Source organism: Psychroflexus sp. MBR-150 (genome assembly GCF_053628795.1).
Genome location: NZ_JBRJHB010000006.1, coordinates 82,738 through 101,131 on the forward strand (window position 1 = coordinate 82,738; position 18,394 = coordinate 101,131).

Annotated in this window: 12 protein-coding genes; 6 read left to right on the top strand and 6 right to left on the bottom strand. The window is 34.0% G+C overall.

Annotated features, from left to right (window positions below):
* The first annotated feature begins 29 nt into the window (after positions 1-29).
* Positions 30-2,678, top strand: coding sequence for a TonB-dependent receptor (locus ACSSV5_RS05155; protein ID WP_454245030.1), 2,649 nt, complete (start codon positions 30-32; stop codon positions 2,676-2,678).
* Between the two features lie 581 nt (positions 2,679-3,259).
* Here ACSSV5_RS05155 and ACSSV5_RS05160 read toward each other — a convergent pair.
* The 5 genes from ACSSV5_RS05160 to ACSSV5_RS05180 all read right to left on the bottom strand — a co-directional run bounded on the left by ACSSV5_RS05160 (position 3,260) and on the right by ACSSV5_RS05180 (position 8,575).
* Positions 3,260-4,039, bottom strand: a complete 780-nt coding sequence (locus ACSSV5_RS05160; protein WP_454245031.1) for a hypothetical protein — start codon at positions 4,037-4,039, stop codon at positions 3,260-3,262.
* 79 nt (positions 4,040-4,118) lie between these two features.
* Positions 4,119-4,880 carry a 2-keto-4-pentenoate hydratase gene (locus ACSSV5_RS05165; RefSeq protein WP_454245032.1) on the bottom strand — a complete coding sequence of 254 codons (762 nt, stop codon included), beginning with the start codon at positions 4,878-4,880 and terminating at the stop codon, positions 4,119-4,121.
* A 357-nt stretch (positions 4,881-5,237) separates the two neighbouring features.
* Complete coding sequence (locus ACSSV5_RS05170) at positions 5,238-6,620, bottom strand: FAD-dependent oxidoreductase (RefSeq protein WP_454245033.1); 1,383 nt, start codon at positions 6,618-6,620, stop codon at positions 5,238-5,240.
* The gene (gene kynU / locus ACSSV5_RS05175; protein ID WP_454245034.1) at positions 6,610-7,875 is read right to left on the bottom strand and encodes a kynureninase; all 1,266 of its coding nucleotides are present in this window, start codon (positions 7,873-7,875) and stop codon (positions 6,610-6,612) included. Before kynU ends, ACSSV5_RS05170 begins: the two co-directional genes overlap by 11 nt.
* 1 nt (position 7,876) lies before the next feature.
* On the bottom strand, positions 7,877-8,575 hold the full coding sequence (locus tag ACSSV5_RS05180) for a hypothetical protein (RefSeq protein WP_454245035.1): 699 nt from the start codon (positions 8,573-8,575) through the stop codon (positions 7,877-7,879).
* Between the two features lie 239 nt (positions 8,576-8,814).
* On the opposite strand from ACSSV5_RS05180, the gene ACSSV5_RS05185 reads away from it, so the two are divergent.
* Complete coding sequence (locus ACSSV5_RS05185; protein ID WP_454245036.1) at positions 8,815-9,705, top strand: lipid A-modifier LpxR family protein; 891 nt, start codon at positions 8,815-8,817, stop codon at positions 9,703-9,705.
* 121 nt (positions 9,706-9,826) lie between these two features.
* Positions 9,827-10,819 (top strand): LacI family DNA-binding transcriptional regulator, encoded by a 993-nt coding sequence (locus tag ACSSV5_RS05190; RefSeq protein ID WP_454245037.1) that lies wholly within the window; start codon positions 9,827-9,829, stop codon positions 10,817-10,819.
* A 1-nt stretch (position 10,820) separates the two neighbouring features.
* On the opposite strand, the gene ACSSV5_RS05195 is transcribed toward ACSSV5_RS05190, so the two are convergent.
* Entirely contained in the window at positions 10,821-11,864 is a 1,044-nt protein-coding gene (locus ACSSV5_RS05195) for a LacI family DNA-binding transcriptional regulator (RefSeq protein WP_454245038.1), read from the bottom strand.
* Between the two features lie 159 nt (positions 11,865-12,023).
* On the opposite strand from ACSSV5_RS05195, the gene ACSSV5_RS05200 reads away from it, so the two are divergent.
* From ACSSV5_RS05200 to ACSSV5_RS05210, 3 genes are read left to right on the top strand one after another with little or no spacing between them, the layout of a single operon-like run.
* Positions 12,024-13,700, top strand: a complete 1,677-nt coding sequence (locus tag ACSSV5_RS05200) for a glycoside hydrolase family 13 protein (RefSeq protein WP_454245039.1) — start codon at positions 12,024-12,026, stop codon at positions 13,698-13,700.
* A 49-nt stretch (positions 13,701-13,749) separates the two neighbouring features.
* A complete protein-coding gene (locus tag ACSSV5_RS05205; protein ID WP_454245040.1) occupies positions 13,750-16,752 on the top strand; it encodes a SusC/RagA family TonB-linked outer membrane protein in 3,003 nt (1,000 codons plus the stop codon).
* Between the two features lie 28 nt (positions 16,753-16,780).
* Positions 16,781-18,313 (top strand): RagB/SusD family nutrient uptake outer membrane protein, encoded by a 1,533-nt coding sequence (locus ACSSV5_RS05210; protein ID WP_454245041.1) that lies wholly within the window; start codon positions 16,781-16,783, stop codon positions 18,311-18,313.
* Positions 18,314-18,394: the final 81 nt, after the last annotated feature.

An 18,394-nucleotide genomic window follows, 5' to 3' on the forward strand; every position in this document is an offset into this window, starting at 1 on the left:
AAAACAGCTACCTCAAAATAGCTGTTTTTTTGTTATTTACCTATTTTGCCAATGGACAAACCCACCAACTCACCGGCAAAACTCAAGACTCTCTTCAAAACCCCATCCCAAACACCAACATGATTGCTACACCGCTGGCAGAAGATGAAAGCATCACTTTTGCCATCAGCAGTCTAAAAGGAGAATATAAATTAAAGCTCCAAAATAACATCAGTTACCAAATCGCCATCACCCATCTCGGCTACAAAAAAGTAACCGATACCGTAAAATTAACACAGGATAAAGTTAAAAATTACACCCTTTACGAAAGCACAGAAACCTTAGAAGAAATCCTTATCAAATCAGAAATGGCGGTCATCGTTAAAGAAGATACCATCACTTACCGCACCGACCAATTTAAAACTGGCGAAGAACGCAAACTTCGGGATGTTCTTAAAAAACTACCCGGCATAGAAGTCGATCGGGAAGGTAATGTGACAGTAAACGGTAAACCCGTCACTAAACTTATGGTCGATGGTAAAGAATTTTTTACAGGCGATGAAAAGCTCGGCGTTAACAACATTCCTGCCGACGCCGTAGATGAAGTAGAAGCCTTAGACAATTACAGCGAAGTGGCATTTCTAAAAGGCTTGGAAGACAGTGATAGAATGGCGCTTAACATCAAGCTGAAAGAAGGCAAAAAGAAATTTGCTTTTGGCGATGTAGAAGTTGGCGGTGGTCATGAAGACCGGTATATCATTCATCCCACTTTGTTTTATTACAGTCCCAAAACGGCAGTAAATGTAATCGGCGACTTTAACAATATCGGTAAAAAGTCCTTTTCTGTGCAAGATTATGTCAATTTTGAAGGTGGTTTTGCTCAAGCCATCAATGACCCGTCAGGTTTTTTTAATTTGTATCGAGACGATTTTGCTCAATTTCTGAGTGAAAGTGATTTTGTGTTTTCTAAAAATGATTTTGGTGCGGGCAGCATTTCCCAAGAAGTCTTTAAAAACACCACTTTTGATGCCTACTCTATTGTCAACAAAGGGAAAATGCGAACACGCACAAGTATTTTAAATGAATATCTTGCCACAGATACTGCTGATGAACAACGGGAAATAACAAGCGAAGAAACTACTGTTTTCAGTATCAATAAACTCAAATTGAGTTACGATAATTTTGATGATATCGACATCAAATACAACGCTTTACTCAAAACCTCAGATGCTGACGGCGTCAACCAAACTAACTCTATTACTGAAAACACCAATCAATTTATCAACACCACACAATCGCCAAATTCCACCTCTTTTATTCAGGAAGTTTCTGCTAACAAACAATTTTCGTATAAACATACCACAAGCCTTAATACTAAATTTCAAATCAAACGCCAATCCAATACCGTAGATTGGTTGTTTAATCAGCCTGTTTTTTCAGGCATCATTCCATTTATAGATGAAGGCGAAGAGTTTAATTTATTACAAAACACCCGAGAAAGTAGCAATCTGTTACGTTTAAATTTAAAACATTATTGGGTGTTAGATAATTTCAACCATATTTATCCCATAGTCGGAATGACCTATTTTAACTCAGACTACGACAATGCTGATGCACAAATTTTAAACGATGGCATTTTAAATTCTTTTGAGTCGGCTGGCTTTAACAATGCCATAGATTACAGACTTTTAGATGTTTATGGCGGTTTTCAATACAAATTTAAAATTGGAGACTTTATCGGAAAACCTGGACTTGTGGTTCATAATTACAATTGGAAAGTTGACCAAATGAATGACAATATCGCCGATAATCAAAAAACAGTTTTACTCCCTGAAGTCGATTTAGAATACAAGGTCAACAGCAGTAAAAAATTAAGTTTAAAATACAATTTGATTTCCAATTTTGGCAATGCACAACAATACGCTAATCGTCTGCGTTTATTGTCGTTTAACAGTTTAAGTCGCGGTAGCGAAGATTTAGAAAATCAATTGTATCATCGGCTACGCTTGCGGTATTTCAATTTCAATATGTTTAAGGGTGTAACTTTAAACACAGGATTTTCATACACCAAACGCGAGCGTAGCATTAGAAGCCGCACCGAGATTGAAGGCATAGACCAAGTCAATACCTTGTTTTACACAGATTTACCAGAAAATTCTTATAACTTGAATTTTATGTATTCCAAACGCTTGGGCAAGTGGCACTTAAGCTTAAGCACCAATGCTTCGCTTAGAGATTATATCAGAATTATCAATGGAACCGAAACCGATTTTGACTCCCAAAACCTCAACTACGATCTCAAAGCTGAAACCCGATTTAAAGACTGGCCTAATTTTGAATTTGGCTTTTCGCAAACCTTTAATAGTTTAAATTCAGACACTTTTGAAAACGATTTTATGCAAATTCAACCCTATGTGTTTGTAGAATACGATTTTTTAAAAGATTTTTTGTTCAAGTTTGATTACCGTTACAATTATTTTGAAAACCGCTCACAAAACACTTTTAACCGTTTTGAAATTGGCGGTGCTTCGCTGGAATATTGGAAAGAAAGTAGTGCTTGGCGTTTTCAGTTGGATGTAGAAAATCTATTTGATATCAACTATAAACAAGAAAACTCAGTGAGCAATTTTCTCGCCACAGACCGCAGTATTTTTATCCAACCTCGCACCGTAGTTTTTAGTGTAATTTATAAATTGTAAAGTAACAAGTTTAAAAGTTTTAAGTTGAAGAATTTCAAGTTTAATAAAAGTAGAAATCCTGCACATAAGATAGTAAACGAGATGAGAATAGACTTAGTGCAAAAGGTGTTTTACAATCCTAATAAACCAAAAGTTTCAGTGTAAGAAACATCAATACTAATGATATCGAATTTTGGGTTGGTTTCTTTTTTCAATAAAGTTAAAGTCTGCTTTGAGCGAATGTCAGAAGTCACAAAATGACTAATGCTTTTATCTAAATCAGATTGAGCAAAAAGTTTTGAATCATTAGGTATAATTGCTCGTGGCGATAATTTCTCTAATTCGACTTTGTTTGCTATAAAAATAATTTTGGCAAACTCACCTGTTCTTTCAGCATCTTTAAGATTAAATGGTAAAATTTGAACATTTTTTAAAGGTAAATCTTCAAGTTTTCCAAAAACACAATATTCAGCAATACTTATGGTAGAAAATTTAAGACAACATCATTTTCTAAGAAATATTTAAAATAGTTTACGGCATTTGAATGAAGTGGATCTTCATCATTAAGTAATCTGATAAAAAAACTTGTATCTAATAGAACGCTATGCTTCATATTCCCCTCTTAGGTTTAACAGTAATTCATCAGCATTAATATTTCTCCAACTTTTCTTTGCGTTTTTAATCAATGAATTTAGATAGTCCTTATCAAATTTTGGTTGATAATCAATTAATTCTAATAAAGACAATGACTTTGTATCAATCTCACCTGTATCAATGTTTTGTTTACCACTAACTCTAACCCCAAAGTCTCTATAAAGTAAATTATCTTCTCTCTTCTTTAAAAATTTCTTCCCAGTTTCAATTGATAAATAGCCATAATCTTCAGTATCCAGATGAATATTAGCCTTACTTTTTCCACCAGCATCTTTTAAAGTGCCATAAAAATAAAATTCTGCTTCGACCCAAATGTTTTCGGTTCTAAAATATTTAGTTGAGGGATTTATGATCAATTCATAATCAGTGTTGAATGAAGTTTTAATTTGAAATTCATAGTTTTTTTGCAGAGATAAATTTTGAATATTTTCTATGGCTCTCGCCGTTTTTAATTCTAAAAAATCAATAGAGTTATTCGCTTGTATTTGACTAAGTATAGCACTAAACCCGATTATTGTTTGTATGCTTGTTTTAAATAAATGCCTTACAGAACCCTCTTGAATATCATAGGTGATTATTGGTCTATCTTTCTTATTTTTAGGGTATAACAAATCTTCAACATTATTCAAAATTGCTGAAATATGTTTTATATCATAATTTTCAGGACTTAAACGTTTGTTTCCCGATTTTCCTACGACTCGAATTTCTATGTTACCAATTTTTTGCATAATTCAAAGATACAATTATTTCAAATATGTTCAATTTGTATTAATTTCTCTAGCAAAGAATTTAATAAATGTGAATATTTTAAGTCCAAAACCCAACCTCACCAAAACCTTGCAACTCCGCAGTAACTTTAAGCTCGGGTTTTAACCATTCTGCGGCGGTGGCGGCACCAGCCAGAATAATTTGACCAGGTTGTAGCACAAGGTTGTTTTCTGAAGCGAGACGAGAGAGCTCGATGACAGATTGATACGGGTTATCAAGAATAGCTTGAGTCATTCCGCTTTGGACAGTCTCATCATTAAATTTTAATTGAATAGGTAAATTGGTAATATCGTCCTTTAAATCTTGCCACTGCCCAATGCAATAGCCAATTGAAGAACAATTATCTGCAATGACATCTTCCAAAGAAAACTTAAAATTTTTATATCTCGAATCGATGACTTCAATAGCGACTGTCATTTTATCGATATATTGTGGTAATTCTTTTATGGTTAACTGACGGTTGATGGGTTTTGAAACCTTAAAAGCCACTTCCGGTTCTGCTCTCGGGTGAATGTATTGGTTTAAATCGATGTGTTCATCGGGTTTAATTTCCATAGCATTGGTCAACACGCCCCAAATTAAATCGTCAACGCCCATTTGTTGCATTTTAGCTTTACTGGTAAAACCGAGTTTATAACCTGTAATAGTTTCACCTCTATCTAAACGGTGTTCAACCAACTGTTTTTGAATCTTGTAGGCTTCTTCTAATGAAAATTTGACGGTTTCAGAAGGTTGAGCGATTGGTGATGCTGTGGTGGCAGCGGTGTCGAGTTGTTGGGATATGGTATTTGTTTTGTTCATAAAATAATTTTCTCGCAGAGGCGCAAAGACGCTGAGTTTTTATATATTTTTATTTGATTTCCTTGTGTTGTGTTTTGTTATTGAATTCTCTTTGAGCCATTTTGCTTGCTTCCTAGCCATTTCTAAGGTAATTGGCGGCTACTTGGATAATTGTATCATGGCGAGAGCTGCTCTTTCCTGAAAGGATTTTTGTAATTCATATTTTACCTTTTTAATATTCACTATATAAATTTAATATTCACTATATAAATATAACTCGAGTATAAAAATACGAAATAAAAATTTTAAAATTATTTTTTTTTGCTAACCTGCATAAAAACAAACAGGGCAGACAGGAGCGTAAATTCACTAAGATTCTTAAACGTTTATCACTTCATCCTTTAAATAACTGCTGGTTTGTTTCTTAACAATCTCTAATTTTTCTTTTAAACTCAAATGTTCTGGCAAATGGCCTTCTTTTAACAAATACAAAATCACTTTATCCTGAGCACGACCGCGCACTTTGGCTTCGTGATAACCGATGTTTTCATTAAAAGTCACCAGAGAATATTTAGACGCATAATCGTTTGGGAATTCTTTTTCAAAAGCTAATTCTAATTCACGTTTCTGTAAAAACAACTCCTGAGCAGTATGGGCTTTCATCTCGTGAAAATTATCTAAAGCCAAATCGGCTATACCATCGGCATCTTGTTTTCGGTTTTGACTAAATTTTTGAAAAGCTTGGTCTAAATCGAAATTGGTTTCCTGCAAGATATCATCAAACACCGCTACATCTTCAAAAGACGCATTCATCCCTTGACCGTAAAACGGCACGATAGCATGAGCAGCATCACCCATAATCAGTGTTTTTTTATAAGTCCAAGGCGAGCATCTTACTGTGCCAAGTGCCGCTGTTGGGTTTTCAAAAAATTCAGTAGCCAAATTTGGCATCAATTCTAAAGCATCAGGGTAATCTTTTTGAAAATATTCTTCAACGATTTCTGGTGTGGTCAAATTATTGAAATTGTATTGTCCACCTTCATAGGCAAGAAACAAAGTTACCGTAAAGCTACCGTCCAAATTCGGTAAGGCAATCAGCATATTTTCTCCTCGTGGCCAAATATGCAAAGCATTTTTATAAATTTGATGTTGACCATCTTTAGGTGAAATACTCAATTCTTTATAACCGTGGGTTAAGAAATTCTGAGAAAAACTAAATCGCAAATCTCTGTTTTTCATTAAAGCTTGTCTAACCACAGAACCTGCGCCATCGGTACCAATGATATAATCCGCTTGAATTTCAAAATCTTCGTCGGTTTTTTCATTTTTAAAATTAGCTTTAGCGTTTTCTACGTCAACACTATGACACGCGGCTTGAAATATCAATTTGACATTGTCGTGTTTTTCGACTTCATTCAGCAATAAGGCGTTGAGACCCGATCTGGAAATGGAATTGATGTAATTATCGTCTTGACCGCTATAGGCTGAGAATTTTGTATTAGATTCTTTATCGTGAAGCATTCTACCACGCATAGGAATGCAAAGCGATTTGACTTTATCTTCAAGACCAACGCGTTTTATGCCTTTGATGCCCCGATCTGAAAAGGCTAAATTAATTGAGCGTCCAGCGGAAATGTCTGCACTGCGTAAATCTAATCGTTTTTCAATTAGAGTGATTTTGTAACCATGTTGGGCGAGTTTTAAGGCTAATAACGAGCCACATAATCCTGCACCAACGATGAGCAAATGTTTATCTTGCATATCTGAGGTCTTTTAAGATTTGAACAAATTGGTAAACGTCTTCAAAACTGTTATAAAGCGGTGCTGGTGCTACGCGTATCACTTGCGGTTCACGCCAGTCGGCTACAACGCCAGCTTTGGTAAGTTTATCAAACAAGCTTTTGTCAGCATCGAGAAATTGGATTGATAATTGGCAGCCTCTTTCATCAGGATTTTGTGGCGTGATAATTTTTAAGTTCTTATCATTTAATTCTAATAATAAAAACTCTAAAAAACCAGTTAAATCTTTTGACTTTTTGACCACATTATCGAAACCCGCTTTTTGAAACATATCGAGTGAAGCTCTAATTGCAGCCATAGATAAAATCGGTGGATTGCTCAATTGCCATGCTTCAGCTGTTGGGATTGGTTTAAAATCCTGCCGCATATTAAATCGTGTGGACTTGTCGTGTCCCCACCAACCTGCAAAGCGTTTTAAATCTCTTTTATGATGTTTTTCATGCACAAAACAGCCACCAAGACTTCCTGGACCAGAATTGAGATATTTATAGGTGCACCAAACGGCAAAATCAACGCCTAAGTCGTGCAAATTGGGATGAATATTACCAACACCATGTGCTAAATCAAAACCTACTGTGATGTTGTTTTGGTGGCATAAATCAGTGATGTGTTGCATATCAAAATTTTGCCCAGTATAGTAATTGGTATTGCCGATCAAAACCAAGGCGATTTCATCGGTTTGATCTTGAATAATTTTATCAAAGTCTTCTAAATAATAATGCTGATCTTCTCTTGGTTTCCAAAGAATTAAAGCATCATTGGGATTGTAGCCGTGAAATTTTAACTGAGATTCAACGGCGTATAAATCAGACGGAAAAGCATCGGCTTCTATAACAATTTTATAGCGTTTTGAAGCGGGTTGATAAAACGACACCATCATCAAATGCAAATTGACGGATAAGGTATTCATAATAATCACTTCGCTTTCTTTTGCTCCGACAATGTCTGCCATAGGTTTAGACAAAAATTCATGATATGGCTTCCAAGGATGCTTGGCATCGGTGTGACCATCTACAGCTAACTCAGACCAATCTTTTAATTCTTGTTGAATATAATCAGAAGTAGATTTGGGTTGAAGCCCGAGAGAGTTTCCGCAGAGATAAATTTTGTTCTTACCTTCTTGAGTTTTAGGAAAATGAAATTGATTTCTAAATTGTTTTAAACTATCGTTTTTATCGTTAGTCTGTGCAAATTCTAGGTTATTTTGATACATCATATTAATTGATACTTACATCTCTAAAGTTAAGTTGAAAACCTGTTTCAGGATTACGGTGTAAAATATTGATTTTTATACCATCAAAATTTGATAGGTCTTCAAAGGTATTGATTAATGCGGGTTTATCTTGACCACTTGGATAATACGCCCATTCTATAATGTGGTGATTTTCATCGAGATAAACATCGTATCGATCGCCTGGTGTGTATCCACCTTTATCAGGATATTTTACAATGAGTTTTGTGCTTTCTTTTTGCTGAATAGGCGATTTTTGATTTTCAATTACTTCATGATTAAAAACATCCCATTCTAAATGAAAAGGAAACAACAACCAAAAACTATCGTTGACAAAAGCTTTATCAGTTTTTACAAATTCTTCCATAATATTGTTTCGCTTATAAGAAATTCTTTCATTTTCATTGACCAAAGTTACTTGTTCTTTTTTAGGATACCATATCCAGTGTCTTATCGTTTCTTCTTTACCTAATTTGGCTACAAAACTAAATTCAACTTTTTCAACTTTAGGCCAATGTTCAAAACCGTAAGCATCAGCAATCTTATTAATAATAGTCTTGGTTCCTTCAATATTTTTTTCTGTTTTTTCAGTTGTTGTGGTTGATTGTTCTTCTTTTTGATTTTTATTATTTTGACAAGAAGTTAAAACAAATAACGCAAAAAGGGATAAAAATAAAGTTTTCATAAGTGAATTTTTAGTATATAAACTGTTTGTGAAATTATATAAAAATTTTAGAATAGGATAAGTTTTTCTTGGTTTGGATACAAAAATAAGTCATCGAGATTTAAATCAGTGTAACCTGAAATTTCTTTTGTTTTTCATCGTATATTTTTTTGTTAAAATAATAAATTTTAATCTAAACTTTAAAGATTATTTAAAGTTTTAATTACAACTTTGGGGTTTCTAAAAAACACAATGTTAATTTGGGTTTATCTAAAATTTTTTATACCGTTTTTGTTTTCATCAATCTATCTCTGTATAATCTATATGCTCAAGGCATCAACCATAAAATCAGTTTTACGCACGACAACGATTTGTATTTCATTACCGATCGATATTATTCGGCAGGTAACCATTTGAGTTTTGGTTTCGGTCTAAAAAGAAAAGACGATAAGCATCAATTTTTAAACTTCACCATAGGTCAAAATATTTATACACCAAATAAAAAATCATTGCCAGACACCGCGAGATTTGATCGTCCGTTTGCAGGTTGGTTGTTTTTAAAAACAGAGTTTACGCATTCTACAGCAAATGATATTTGGTCTTTGCAATTAGAAATGGGTCTGACTGGATCTCAATCTTTAGCTGATAAAGTCCAACGTAATTACCATGAACTGATCGGTGAGCAACTTCCAAGTTGGCATCTTCAAATTCCCAATGATTTTCATAGTAATTTGGGGGTTCAGTACCAAAAAGGGTTTTGGAATAACAGGTTGATCAGTTATTCTGCAGTTAAGTTAGGCACAAAAGATATTTATATTCAAAATGGTTTAGAATTGTTTTGGGGAAGTCATCATAAATTAAATCAAAACTCATATATAGGATTAGCGAAACACCACGACAAAGAATGGTTTGTTAATTTTGGGACATACTATCGTTATGTGTTTTACAATGCACTTATTGAAGGACATTTGTTTAATGACAATGCGGTTTTTACCAAAAACACCACAAACCACCTATTTTTATTAAAACTTAAGGCTTTTTACCGTTGGAAAAGGAATAGTATTGAAGTTTCATATCATTTTAATACGAAAGAAAATAAAGACGCTAAGTCTCAATCTTATCTTGGTTTAACTCTATCAAGATATTTTTAAGCATTAAGATATCACACAATTAAAATGTGAAAGTTTTTACGTATTTTTAACCGTTTATAAAGTTTTAAATTCATCTTAATTTATTTATGTTAATTTTGTAATATCTTTTTTATTAATAATAATGAAGCAAAAAACCACCCTTAAGCAACTTTCTAAGGAACTCAATGTTTCGGTTTCTACGGTTTCTAAAGCCTTGAATAACAGCTCAGAAATCAGCACCAAAACCATTAAGCGGGTTAAGGAATTGGCAAAGCTTTATGGCTATAAGCCTAATCCTGTTGCAGTAAGTTTAAAGCGAAATAAGACCTTGACCATTGGTATTTTAATTCCAAATATTCTCAACCATTTTTTCGCCAAAGTTTTGCATGGTATTGAGCAAGAAGCCAGTAAAAAAGGTTACAAAATCATCATTTGCTTGACGAATGAATCTTTAGACAAAGAAAGAGAATATCTCGAAATGTTAGAATACAATAAAGTTGACGGAGTAATTGCAGCTTTAAGCCAAGAAACTCAGATTAAAGAAGACTTTAAGCACTTTAAAAGCATAGAAAATCCTTTAGTATTATTTGACCGAGTAACTGATGAAATTGATTGCCATAAAGTTTTAGTTGACGACAACAAGGCTGCACAAGGGGTTTTTGAATATCTAAAAAATCAAAAACGAAAAAAAATAGCTGTAGTTTCTACAATACCGCATCTAAGCGTAAGCGTTGCAAGGCTTCAAGGGGTTATGAAATCTGCAACACAAAATTCTATGAGCGTTAAAACACTTATGATAAATGAAGCCAAAGATGCCGAAACTAAAATTGATGATTTTTTTAAAAATGAATCCTTTGATGCTCTAATAGGTTTAGACGAAACTGCGGCTGCCATAGCTATAAACACAGCAAAACACCATAACATAAATATTCCAAAGGATTTAGCTATAGTTGGTTTTACAGATGGATTATTAGCCAAATACGCTTATCCTAAAATGAGTGTAGTGTCTCAACATGCTATTGAATTAGGAGAAAATACCGTCAAAATTTTATTAGAAAGCATAGAAGACAAGTCTCTTAAACCAAAACGATTTATACAACCTACTTCGCTTATCAAAAGAGCTTCATCAGAATAAATTATCGCGTAGTATCGCGATACACAATTTTGGTTGGTAAAACAATTTCGTTGTGCGGGTTTGAGTCTGAAATATAATAGCCTTTGTCAATTTTATTTAATAGCATTTCAGCTATATTTTCCCCCATTTTAAAACTAGGTTGTGATACGCAAGTCAATTCAGGTATAAACATGCTACTGTAATGTAAATTACCAAAACCTATGACTTCAATATCTTTAGGAACTCGATATCCAAGTTTAGTCAATGATTTTATACATAAAATAGCATAATTGTCCGTTGAGCAAAAAAAAGCATCAGGCATATCGTCAAGTTTAGACAAAAAATTATAAACTTCGTGAAATTCATGTTCTTGATGATATGATTTGCAATTGAGCAAGTGCTTTTCTTTAAAAGGTTTTTGATATTTGTCATGGGCTTTTACAAATCCATCAAATCGTTGATTAAACACACTTTTTTTGGAAGCACCTCCTATATAACCAATATATCTATTTTCGCGTTTGATAAGTTCTTCAACAGCATTAAAAGCTGAACTAAAGTCATCGATTTTGACGTGTCCTGCACCATCTATTTTTTTATTGATATTATCAAATAAAACCAACGGCATTTTTCTTTCAATCAGCTCTTCTACATGTTCATAAGAATGAGTGTCATGTGTAAAACTCATAGCAACACCATCAACAGTTCCCTTTTCAAAGGCTAAAACGTTTTCTTTTTCATAATTAAAAGAATTTCTAGATGAACTTATCAAAATGCGATAGTTATGTTTTCTAGCAAAGTGATCTATACCACGGCAAACTTCAATAAAGAAAGGCTCATCATATCGTGGAATAATGACACCCAAAATATTAGTTTTACCAGAACTCAAACTTTTAGCAATTTGATTTGGTCTATAGCCCATTTGCTTCGCCACATCCAAAATTCTTTTTTTGGTTTCTGGTTTGACCCGATTACTATCAGACATTGCTCTTGACACTGTTGCTATAGAAACTTTCAAAGCTCGAGCCACATCTTCTAATCTTACTCTATTGTTAATTTCTGATGCCATTCTATTGAGATATTAATAATTTTTAATGCCTTTTAATGAATATCTAATAATACAAACGTTTACATTATAATTTTACATTAATCAACTGTAAAACTAATACAAATATTTAGTTAATTAGCATTGACAAAGATAAAAACGAAATCGTTTTAGATAAAATTTATGAACTTAAACTGGTTTAAAAAAGGTGTAATTTACCAAATATATCCGAGAAGTTTTTATGATAGTGATGATGACGGCATAGGAGATATTAAAGGAATTACAGCAAAATTAGATTATATAAAATCCTTAAACGTCGATATTATTTGGATTAGCCCAATTTTTCAATCTCCAAATAAAGATAATGGTTATGATGTGAGTGATTATTGTGCAATAATGCCGGAGTTTGGTACAATGTCAGATTTTGATGAGCTATTGAGTGAGGCACATCAAAAGGATTTAAAAATCGTTCTTGACCTTGTACCAAATCACACTTCGGTTGAGCACAATTGGTTTAAGCAAGCTAAACAGAGTAAAAATAATCCTTATAGAGATTTTTATATTTGGAAAAAACCTCAACCCGATGGAAGTCCACCAAATAATTGGCCTTCTTTTTTTGGTGGATCAGCTTGGACCTTAGATGAAAACACAGGTGAATATTATTTACACCTTTTCACAAAATATCAACCAGATTTAAATTGGGAAAACCCAAAAGTGAGAGAGTCGATTTATGAAGTGATGAAATTTTGGTTAAACAAAGGTATTGATGGGTTTAGAATGGATGTAGTAACCTTACTGTCTAAAGATTTAAGTTTTCAAGATATAGATCCGAAAATTGGTTTTAGAAAAATCATAGAAAACCACTATGCCAACGGACCAAATATACACCAATATTTACATGAGATGCATGAAGAAGTTATGAAACATTATGATGCTTTTTCTATGGGTGAAGGCGTTGGTGTAACTCAAGACAATGCACATCTTTATGTCGGTGAAGACCGTGAAGAGCTTGACATGATATACCATTTTGATATTCTAGAAAACAATATCGTAAACGGTAAATATGAAGAAATATCTGAATTTGACTTAATCAACATCAAAAAAATATTCAGAAATTGGCATAACGTAATGACTAAAGGTGGTTGGATTGTAAATGCTTTAGGAAATCACGATTTTGCTCGACTTGTATCTCGCTTTGGCGATGATAAAAAATACCATAAAGAATCCGCAAAAATGCTTATTACGCTTATGGCAACACAAAACGGAACTTTAAATATTTATCAAGGTGATGAAATTGGTATGACCAATATCAATTTAAAAAACATCGATGAAGTTAACGACATACAATCACGCAATTTCTATTTTGAAAACTTAGAAACGCAAAAGTTTAGCAAAGATGTAGCTATACAAATGATAAACAACGAAGGTCGAGACAATGCCAGAACACCAATGCAATGGAATAGTGAATACAATGCAGGTTTTTCAAAACATACGCCATGGTTTCAAGTTAACCCAAATTATAAAACAATAAATGTTCAACAGCAAGCTAATAATTCTGAATCAATTTTAAACTATTACAAAACCATTCTATCACTCAAAAGAGAGCACGATGTGTTTACTTATGGAAGATTTGAAGAATTTGAAGAAAATAATAAAAATGTTTACGCTTACACCAAAACGCTTGGTTATCAAAGTATTGTAGTATTTTTGAACTTTTCTAAAAACGAAAACGTTATTGATTACGAATTTGATATGCAAAAAAATTATGATATATTGATAAATAATTATAAATTTGTTACGAAAACGTTAACGTATATTAAATTACAACCCTATCAATCCATAGTTTTTAAAATCAATTAAAATAGCTTTTAATATCAATTTAATATGTATAATTCTAAACCTAAATAAAATGAAAAAAATGTTACTTAAACACGCTTTTTACATTATAGCGATGCTGTTTAGCACCGCTATGCTAGCACAGGTCACAGTGACAGGTGTGGTCTCCGACAAAATGGGACCATTACCTGGCGTGAATGTGTTAGAAAAAGGAACCCAAAATGGGACAGTTACTGGATTTGACGGTGACTATAACTTAACAGTTGCCGAAGATGCAACTTTAGTTTTTAGCTACATTGGCTTCAAAACCCAAGAAGTAGCTGTTGATGGACAAACAACCATTGACATCAAACTCGAAGAAGATGCCGCCAAACTCGACGAGGTCATTGTAGTAGGTTACGGCTCTACCACCAAAAAAGACCGGACTGGTTCAGTAGAAACTGTTAGTGCCGAAGACTTTAATAAGGGGGTGCAAACCAATGCCACAGATCTTTTACAAGGTCGAACTGCTGGGGTTCAAGTAACTACATCTGGTGGTGAGCCTGGTGGTGCTGCTAATATTAGAATCCGTGGTGGTGCATCTTTAAGAGCTGGCAACAACCCTCTATATGTCGTCGATGGCATGTTGATTAATAGTGAAGATTCATCAGCTGGTACTGGTGACTTTGGTTTAGGTACAACATCAAACAAAAACCCGTTAAACTTTATAAACCCAAGTGATATAGAAAGTATTTCTGTATTAAAAGATGCTTCTGCAACAGCTATTTATGGGTCTCGTGGAGCTAATGGTGTAATTATTATAACCACTAAAAAAGGTAAATTTGGTGAACCAAAAATTACTTATTCTGGTACTTTTGGGGTCTCTGAAGTTGCTAATGAAGTTGATGTCTTAAGTGCAGGTGGTTTTAGAAACGCAATACAAACTGAAGGCATTACTGGTTTTGTTGATAGAGGAGCTGATGTTGATGCCTTTAATGCGATTACTAGAACAGCTCAAACTGCTAACCACAACCTGACTATTCTTGGTGGTGGTGAGAAAAGCAAATACCGTTATTCGCTTTCTGCATTAGATCAAGAAGGGGTTGTTAACAAATCTCAAATTCAAAATTATACGGCATCTTTAAGTAACTCATACCGTTTCTTAGAAGACGATAGACTTAAAGTGGATGTGAATTTAATCGCAAGTTATGTTAAAGACAAAAGAGCACCAATAACTAATAATGCTGGCTTTCAAGGAAACCTTATAGGTGCAGCCCTCTTTTGGAATCCTACAGTACCTTTGTTCAACGATGATGGAACCTATAGACAGAACGGAAGTGCTCCAAGTGATGATTTAGGACCAGCTTTGAGTTTTAACCCACTTGCACTATCAGAATACACAAATATTGAAGAAGAAACTTCAAGAATTGTTGGTAATATTTCTGCAACTTTTGAGATTATTGATGGTCTAGATTATAAGCTGAATTTTGGTGTTGACCGTTCTGAGTCTAACAACAGAACAAGCATATCTAGAAATTATGATTTACAAGGAATTTGGGAGCGAGGTAGAGCAGTAAATGCTAATAAAATTCTCTATACCCAACTTATTGAGCATACATTAAACTATAATAAAGAAATCAATGAGGATTTTAAAATTCAAGTTTTAGCAGGTTATGGTTTCCAGCAAACGTCCTCGAGAGGATATTCTGCTATTGGTGAAAATATATCATTAGACCCAGGTAATGAAAATGATTTCTTAAATGGATTTAATGAAAGAGTCATAGAATCATTTAAAGCACCCACAGCAGACCTAGAGTCATACTTTGGTCGTGCAATTTTTGACGCCTACGGAAAATATACCTTAACGGCTACCTTTAGAGCTGATGGATCAAACAAATTTGGCGACAATAATGAATGGGGATATTTCCCAGCATTTGCTGCAGCTTGGAAAATTAATGAAGAAAATTTTGCCCCTGACTTTTTTGACCAACTCAAACTGAGAGCAAGTTGGGGACAATCTGGAAATCAAAATTTCCCCGCAGGTGCTGCTGATGACAGGTTTGTCATAAGAAATGATGGACAAGGCAACACTATTGCCCAACAGGAAACAGCCGCTAATCCAGATTTACAATGGGAAGTTAATGAAACCATAAATATTGGTGTTGACTTTGCTGTTTTAGACAATAAATTATCTGGATCTATTGATGTATTTCAACGAGATACCGATAAACTTTTATTTCTATTTGATCCAATACAACCAGCACCTCCTGGCACTAGAAGATGGGAAAACATAGATGGCACAGTTCAAAATCAAGGGCTTGAATTAACCTTATTTGGAGATGTTGTCAATACCGAAGATTGGAGTTTTACTCTTGGTGGAAACATTTCTTTTCTTAAAAATGAATTACAAGATTTCACAGGAGCTCCAATGGATATTGGGCCGATATTTGGACAAGGTCTAACTAGTGCTGTTTCTCAACGAATTGATGATGGTGAACCTATAAATTCTTTCTATATGCCAGTTTATGCTGGATTGAATGCAGATGGTAATCCAACTTACTTGACTGCTGACGGTGGTACGACGACAAATGCATCTACTGAAGCTGATAAAAGATTTGTGGGAGATCCCAACCCAAACATTTTAGTAGGTTTAAATGCCAACGTTCGCTACAAAAATTGGGATATGGCAGTTAATATGAACGGTGCCTATGGTCATGAGATTTATAACAACACTGCCAATGTCTTAGCTAAAAACAACTTGACTGCCAGAAATATATTGTCAGATTTGGTTGGAAATGGTGAAAACCCAGATGCTGCAAATGCAGTTTCTACAAGATTTTTGGAATCTGGTGATTTTATTCGCCTGAGTAATTTAACTGTTGGTTATAATTTTGATGCTGATTTATTACCTCAATATATTAAGAATTTAAGAATTTATGCCACAGGTCAAAATTTATTTGTCATCACACCATATAGCGGTTTTGATCCAGAGGTCAATACTAGCAATACATTTAATGGAGTTCCTTCTTTTGGTATAGATTACTTATCTTATCCAAGAGCTAGAACCTATACATTAGGTATTAATGTTTCATTTTAATTAAAAATTGTATATTTAAAGAAAAATTATGAAAAGAATATTTTTATTAACATGTTTGTGCAGCATCTTAGTTTTAACGAGCTGTACAGATTTAGAAAGAGATCTTGGAAGTAGTATAAATAAAGAAACTTCTCAAGGATTAGTTGATGCGAGACAACTTGTAGATGCAAATTATACCGTTTTAAGAGGTTTTGTTGCTCCAGATTTAATATTTGCCCTTCAAGAACATTCGAGTGATGAAGTTATCGGACCAACACGAGGTGGTGACTGGGATGATAACGGTGCTTGGCGTGTGTTTCATCAACATACTTGGGCAAATGATAATAATTTTATTTTAAACACATTCAATGATTTGTCTGGTGGTGTATTTAGATCTATTGAAGCTTTAGAAATTGCTGAAGGTCAAGAAAGAGGTGAGGCTTTATTTTTGCAAGCTTGGTTTGTATATTACCTTTACGATTTATTTGGTCAAGTACCTTTTAGAGAAAATCTAGACAGTTTAGGCGACGTACCTGTTACTTTAAAAGGGGAAGAAGCCGTAAACTTTATAGTTTCAAGGTTAGAAGAAGCTATAACTTTGTTACCTGAAGATACTATAGATTCAAACAAATCTAGAGCAAATAAAAATACAGCTCGTGCATTTCTCGCTAAAGTATTATTAAACAAAGCTGTTTATGTTGATGACGATCGTATTCCTCCGTTTTCTTTTGAAGCTGCAGACCTCAATCAAGCTGTTAGCCTAACAGATGTTGTTATTAATTCTGGATTTTATTCGTTAGAGACAGGTATAAATTATTATGATAACTTTGCCCCCGAAAATGGTCAAATCAGTTCAGAGCTTATATTCACACAAGCAAACAACAGAGGTGAACCAGGAGGAGGTATATCTATTCGTTACCTTATGACACTTCACTACAATCAAAATCCTTCTGGCTATAATGGTTTTACAACCATACCCGACTTCTATAATAAATTTGAAGATAGCGATGTCAGAAAAGGCGGTGTTGATTATCCTGGACTTACAGATGTTAGCGGTCTTAAAGCTGGTTTTTTAATTGGACAACAATATGATGTCGATGGTAACCCGCTTCAAGACAGAAATGGTAATCCATTAGTGTTTACACTTGAAAGCCCTATAATTTCTACTGGACCTACTCTTGAAACTAGCGGAGTACGAGGCTTAAAATACCTTCCAGACTACCAAAATATAAATACAGCAGAAAATGATTATGCTTTAATCAGATATGCAGAAGTGCTTTTAACAAAAGCCGAAGCTCTATTTAGACTCGGTCAAGAAGGTGAAGCACTTCAAATTATCAATGATATCAGAACTTCTAGAGGTGCGTCAACGCTTAGTGCCTTAACTGAAGATGACATCATCGACGAAAGAGGTCGAGAATTATGGTGGGAAGGTCACCGTAGAACTGATTTGATAAGATTTGGTAAATTCTTAGACTCTTGGAATGAGAAGTCTGCTTCAGAACCTTTCAGAGTTTTGTTCCCAATTCCTGAAAGAACAGTTGCAAATAACCCAAATCTAACACAAAATCCTGGTTATTAATTTGAGTTATTTTATAATTTTTATAATTAATTTAAAAAGCCCTTTTGTAATTCAAGAGGGCTTTTTTTAATTAAAAATTAA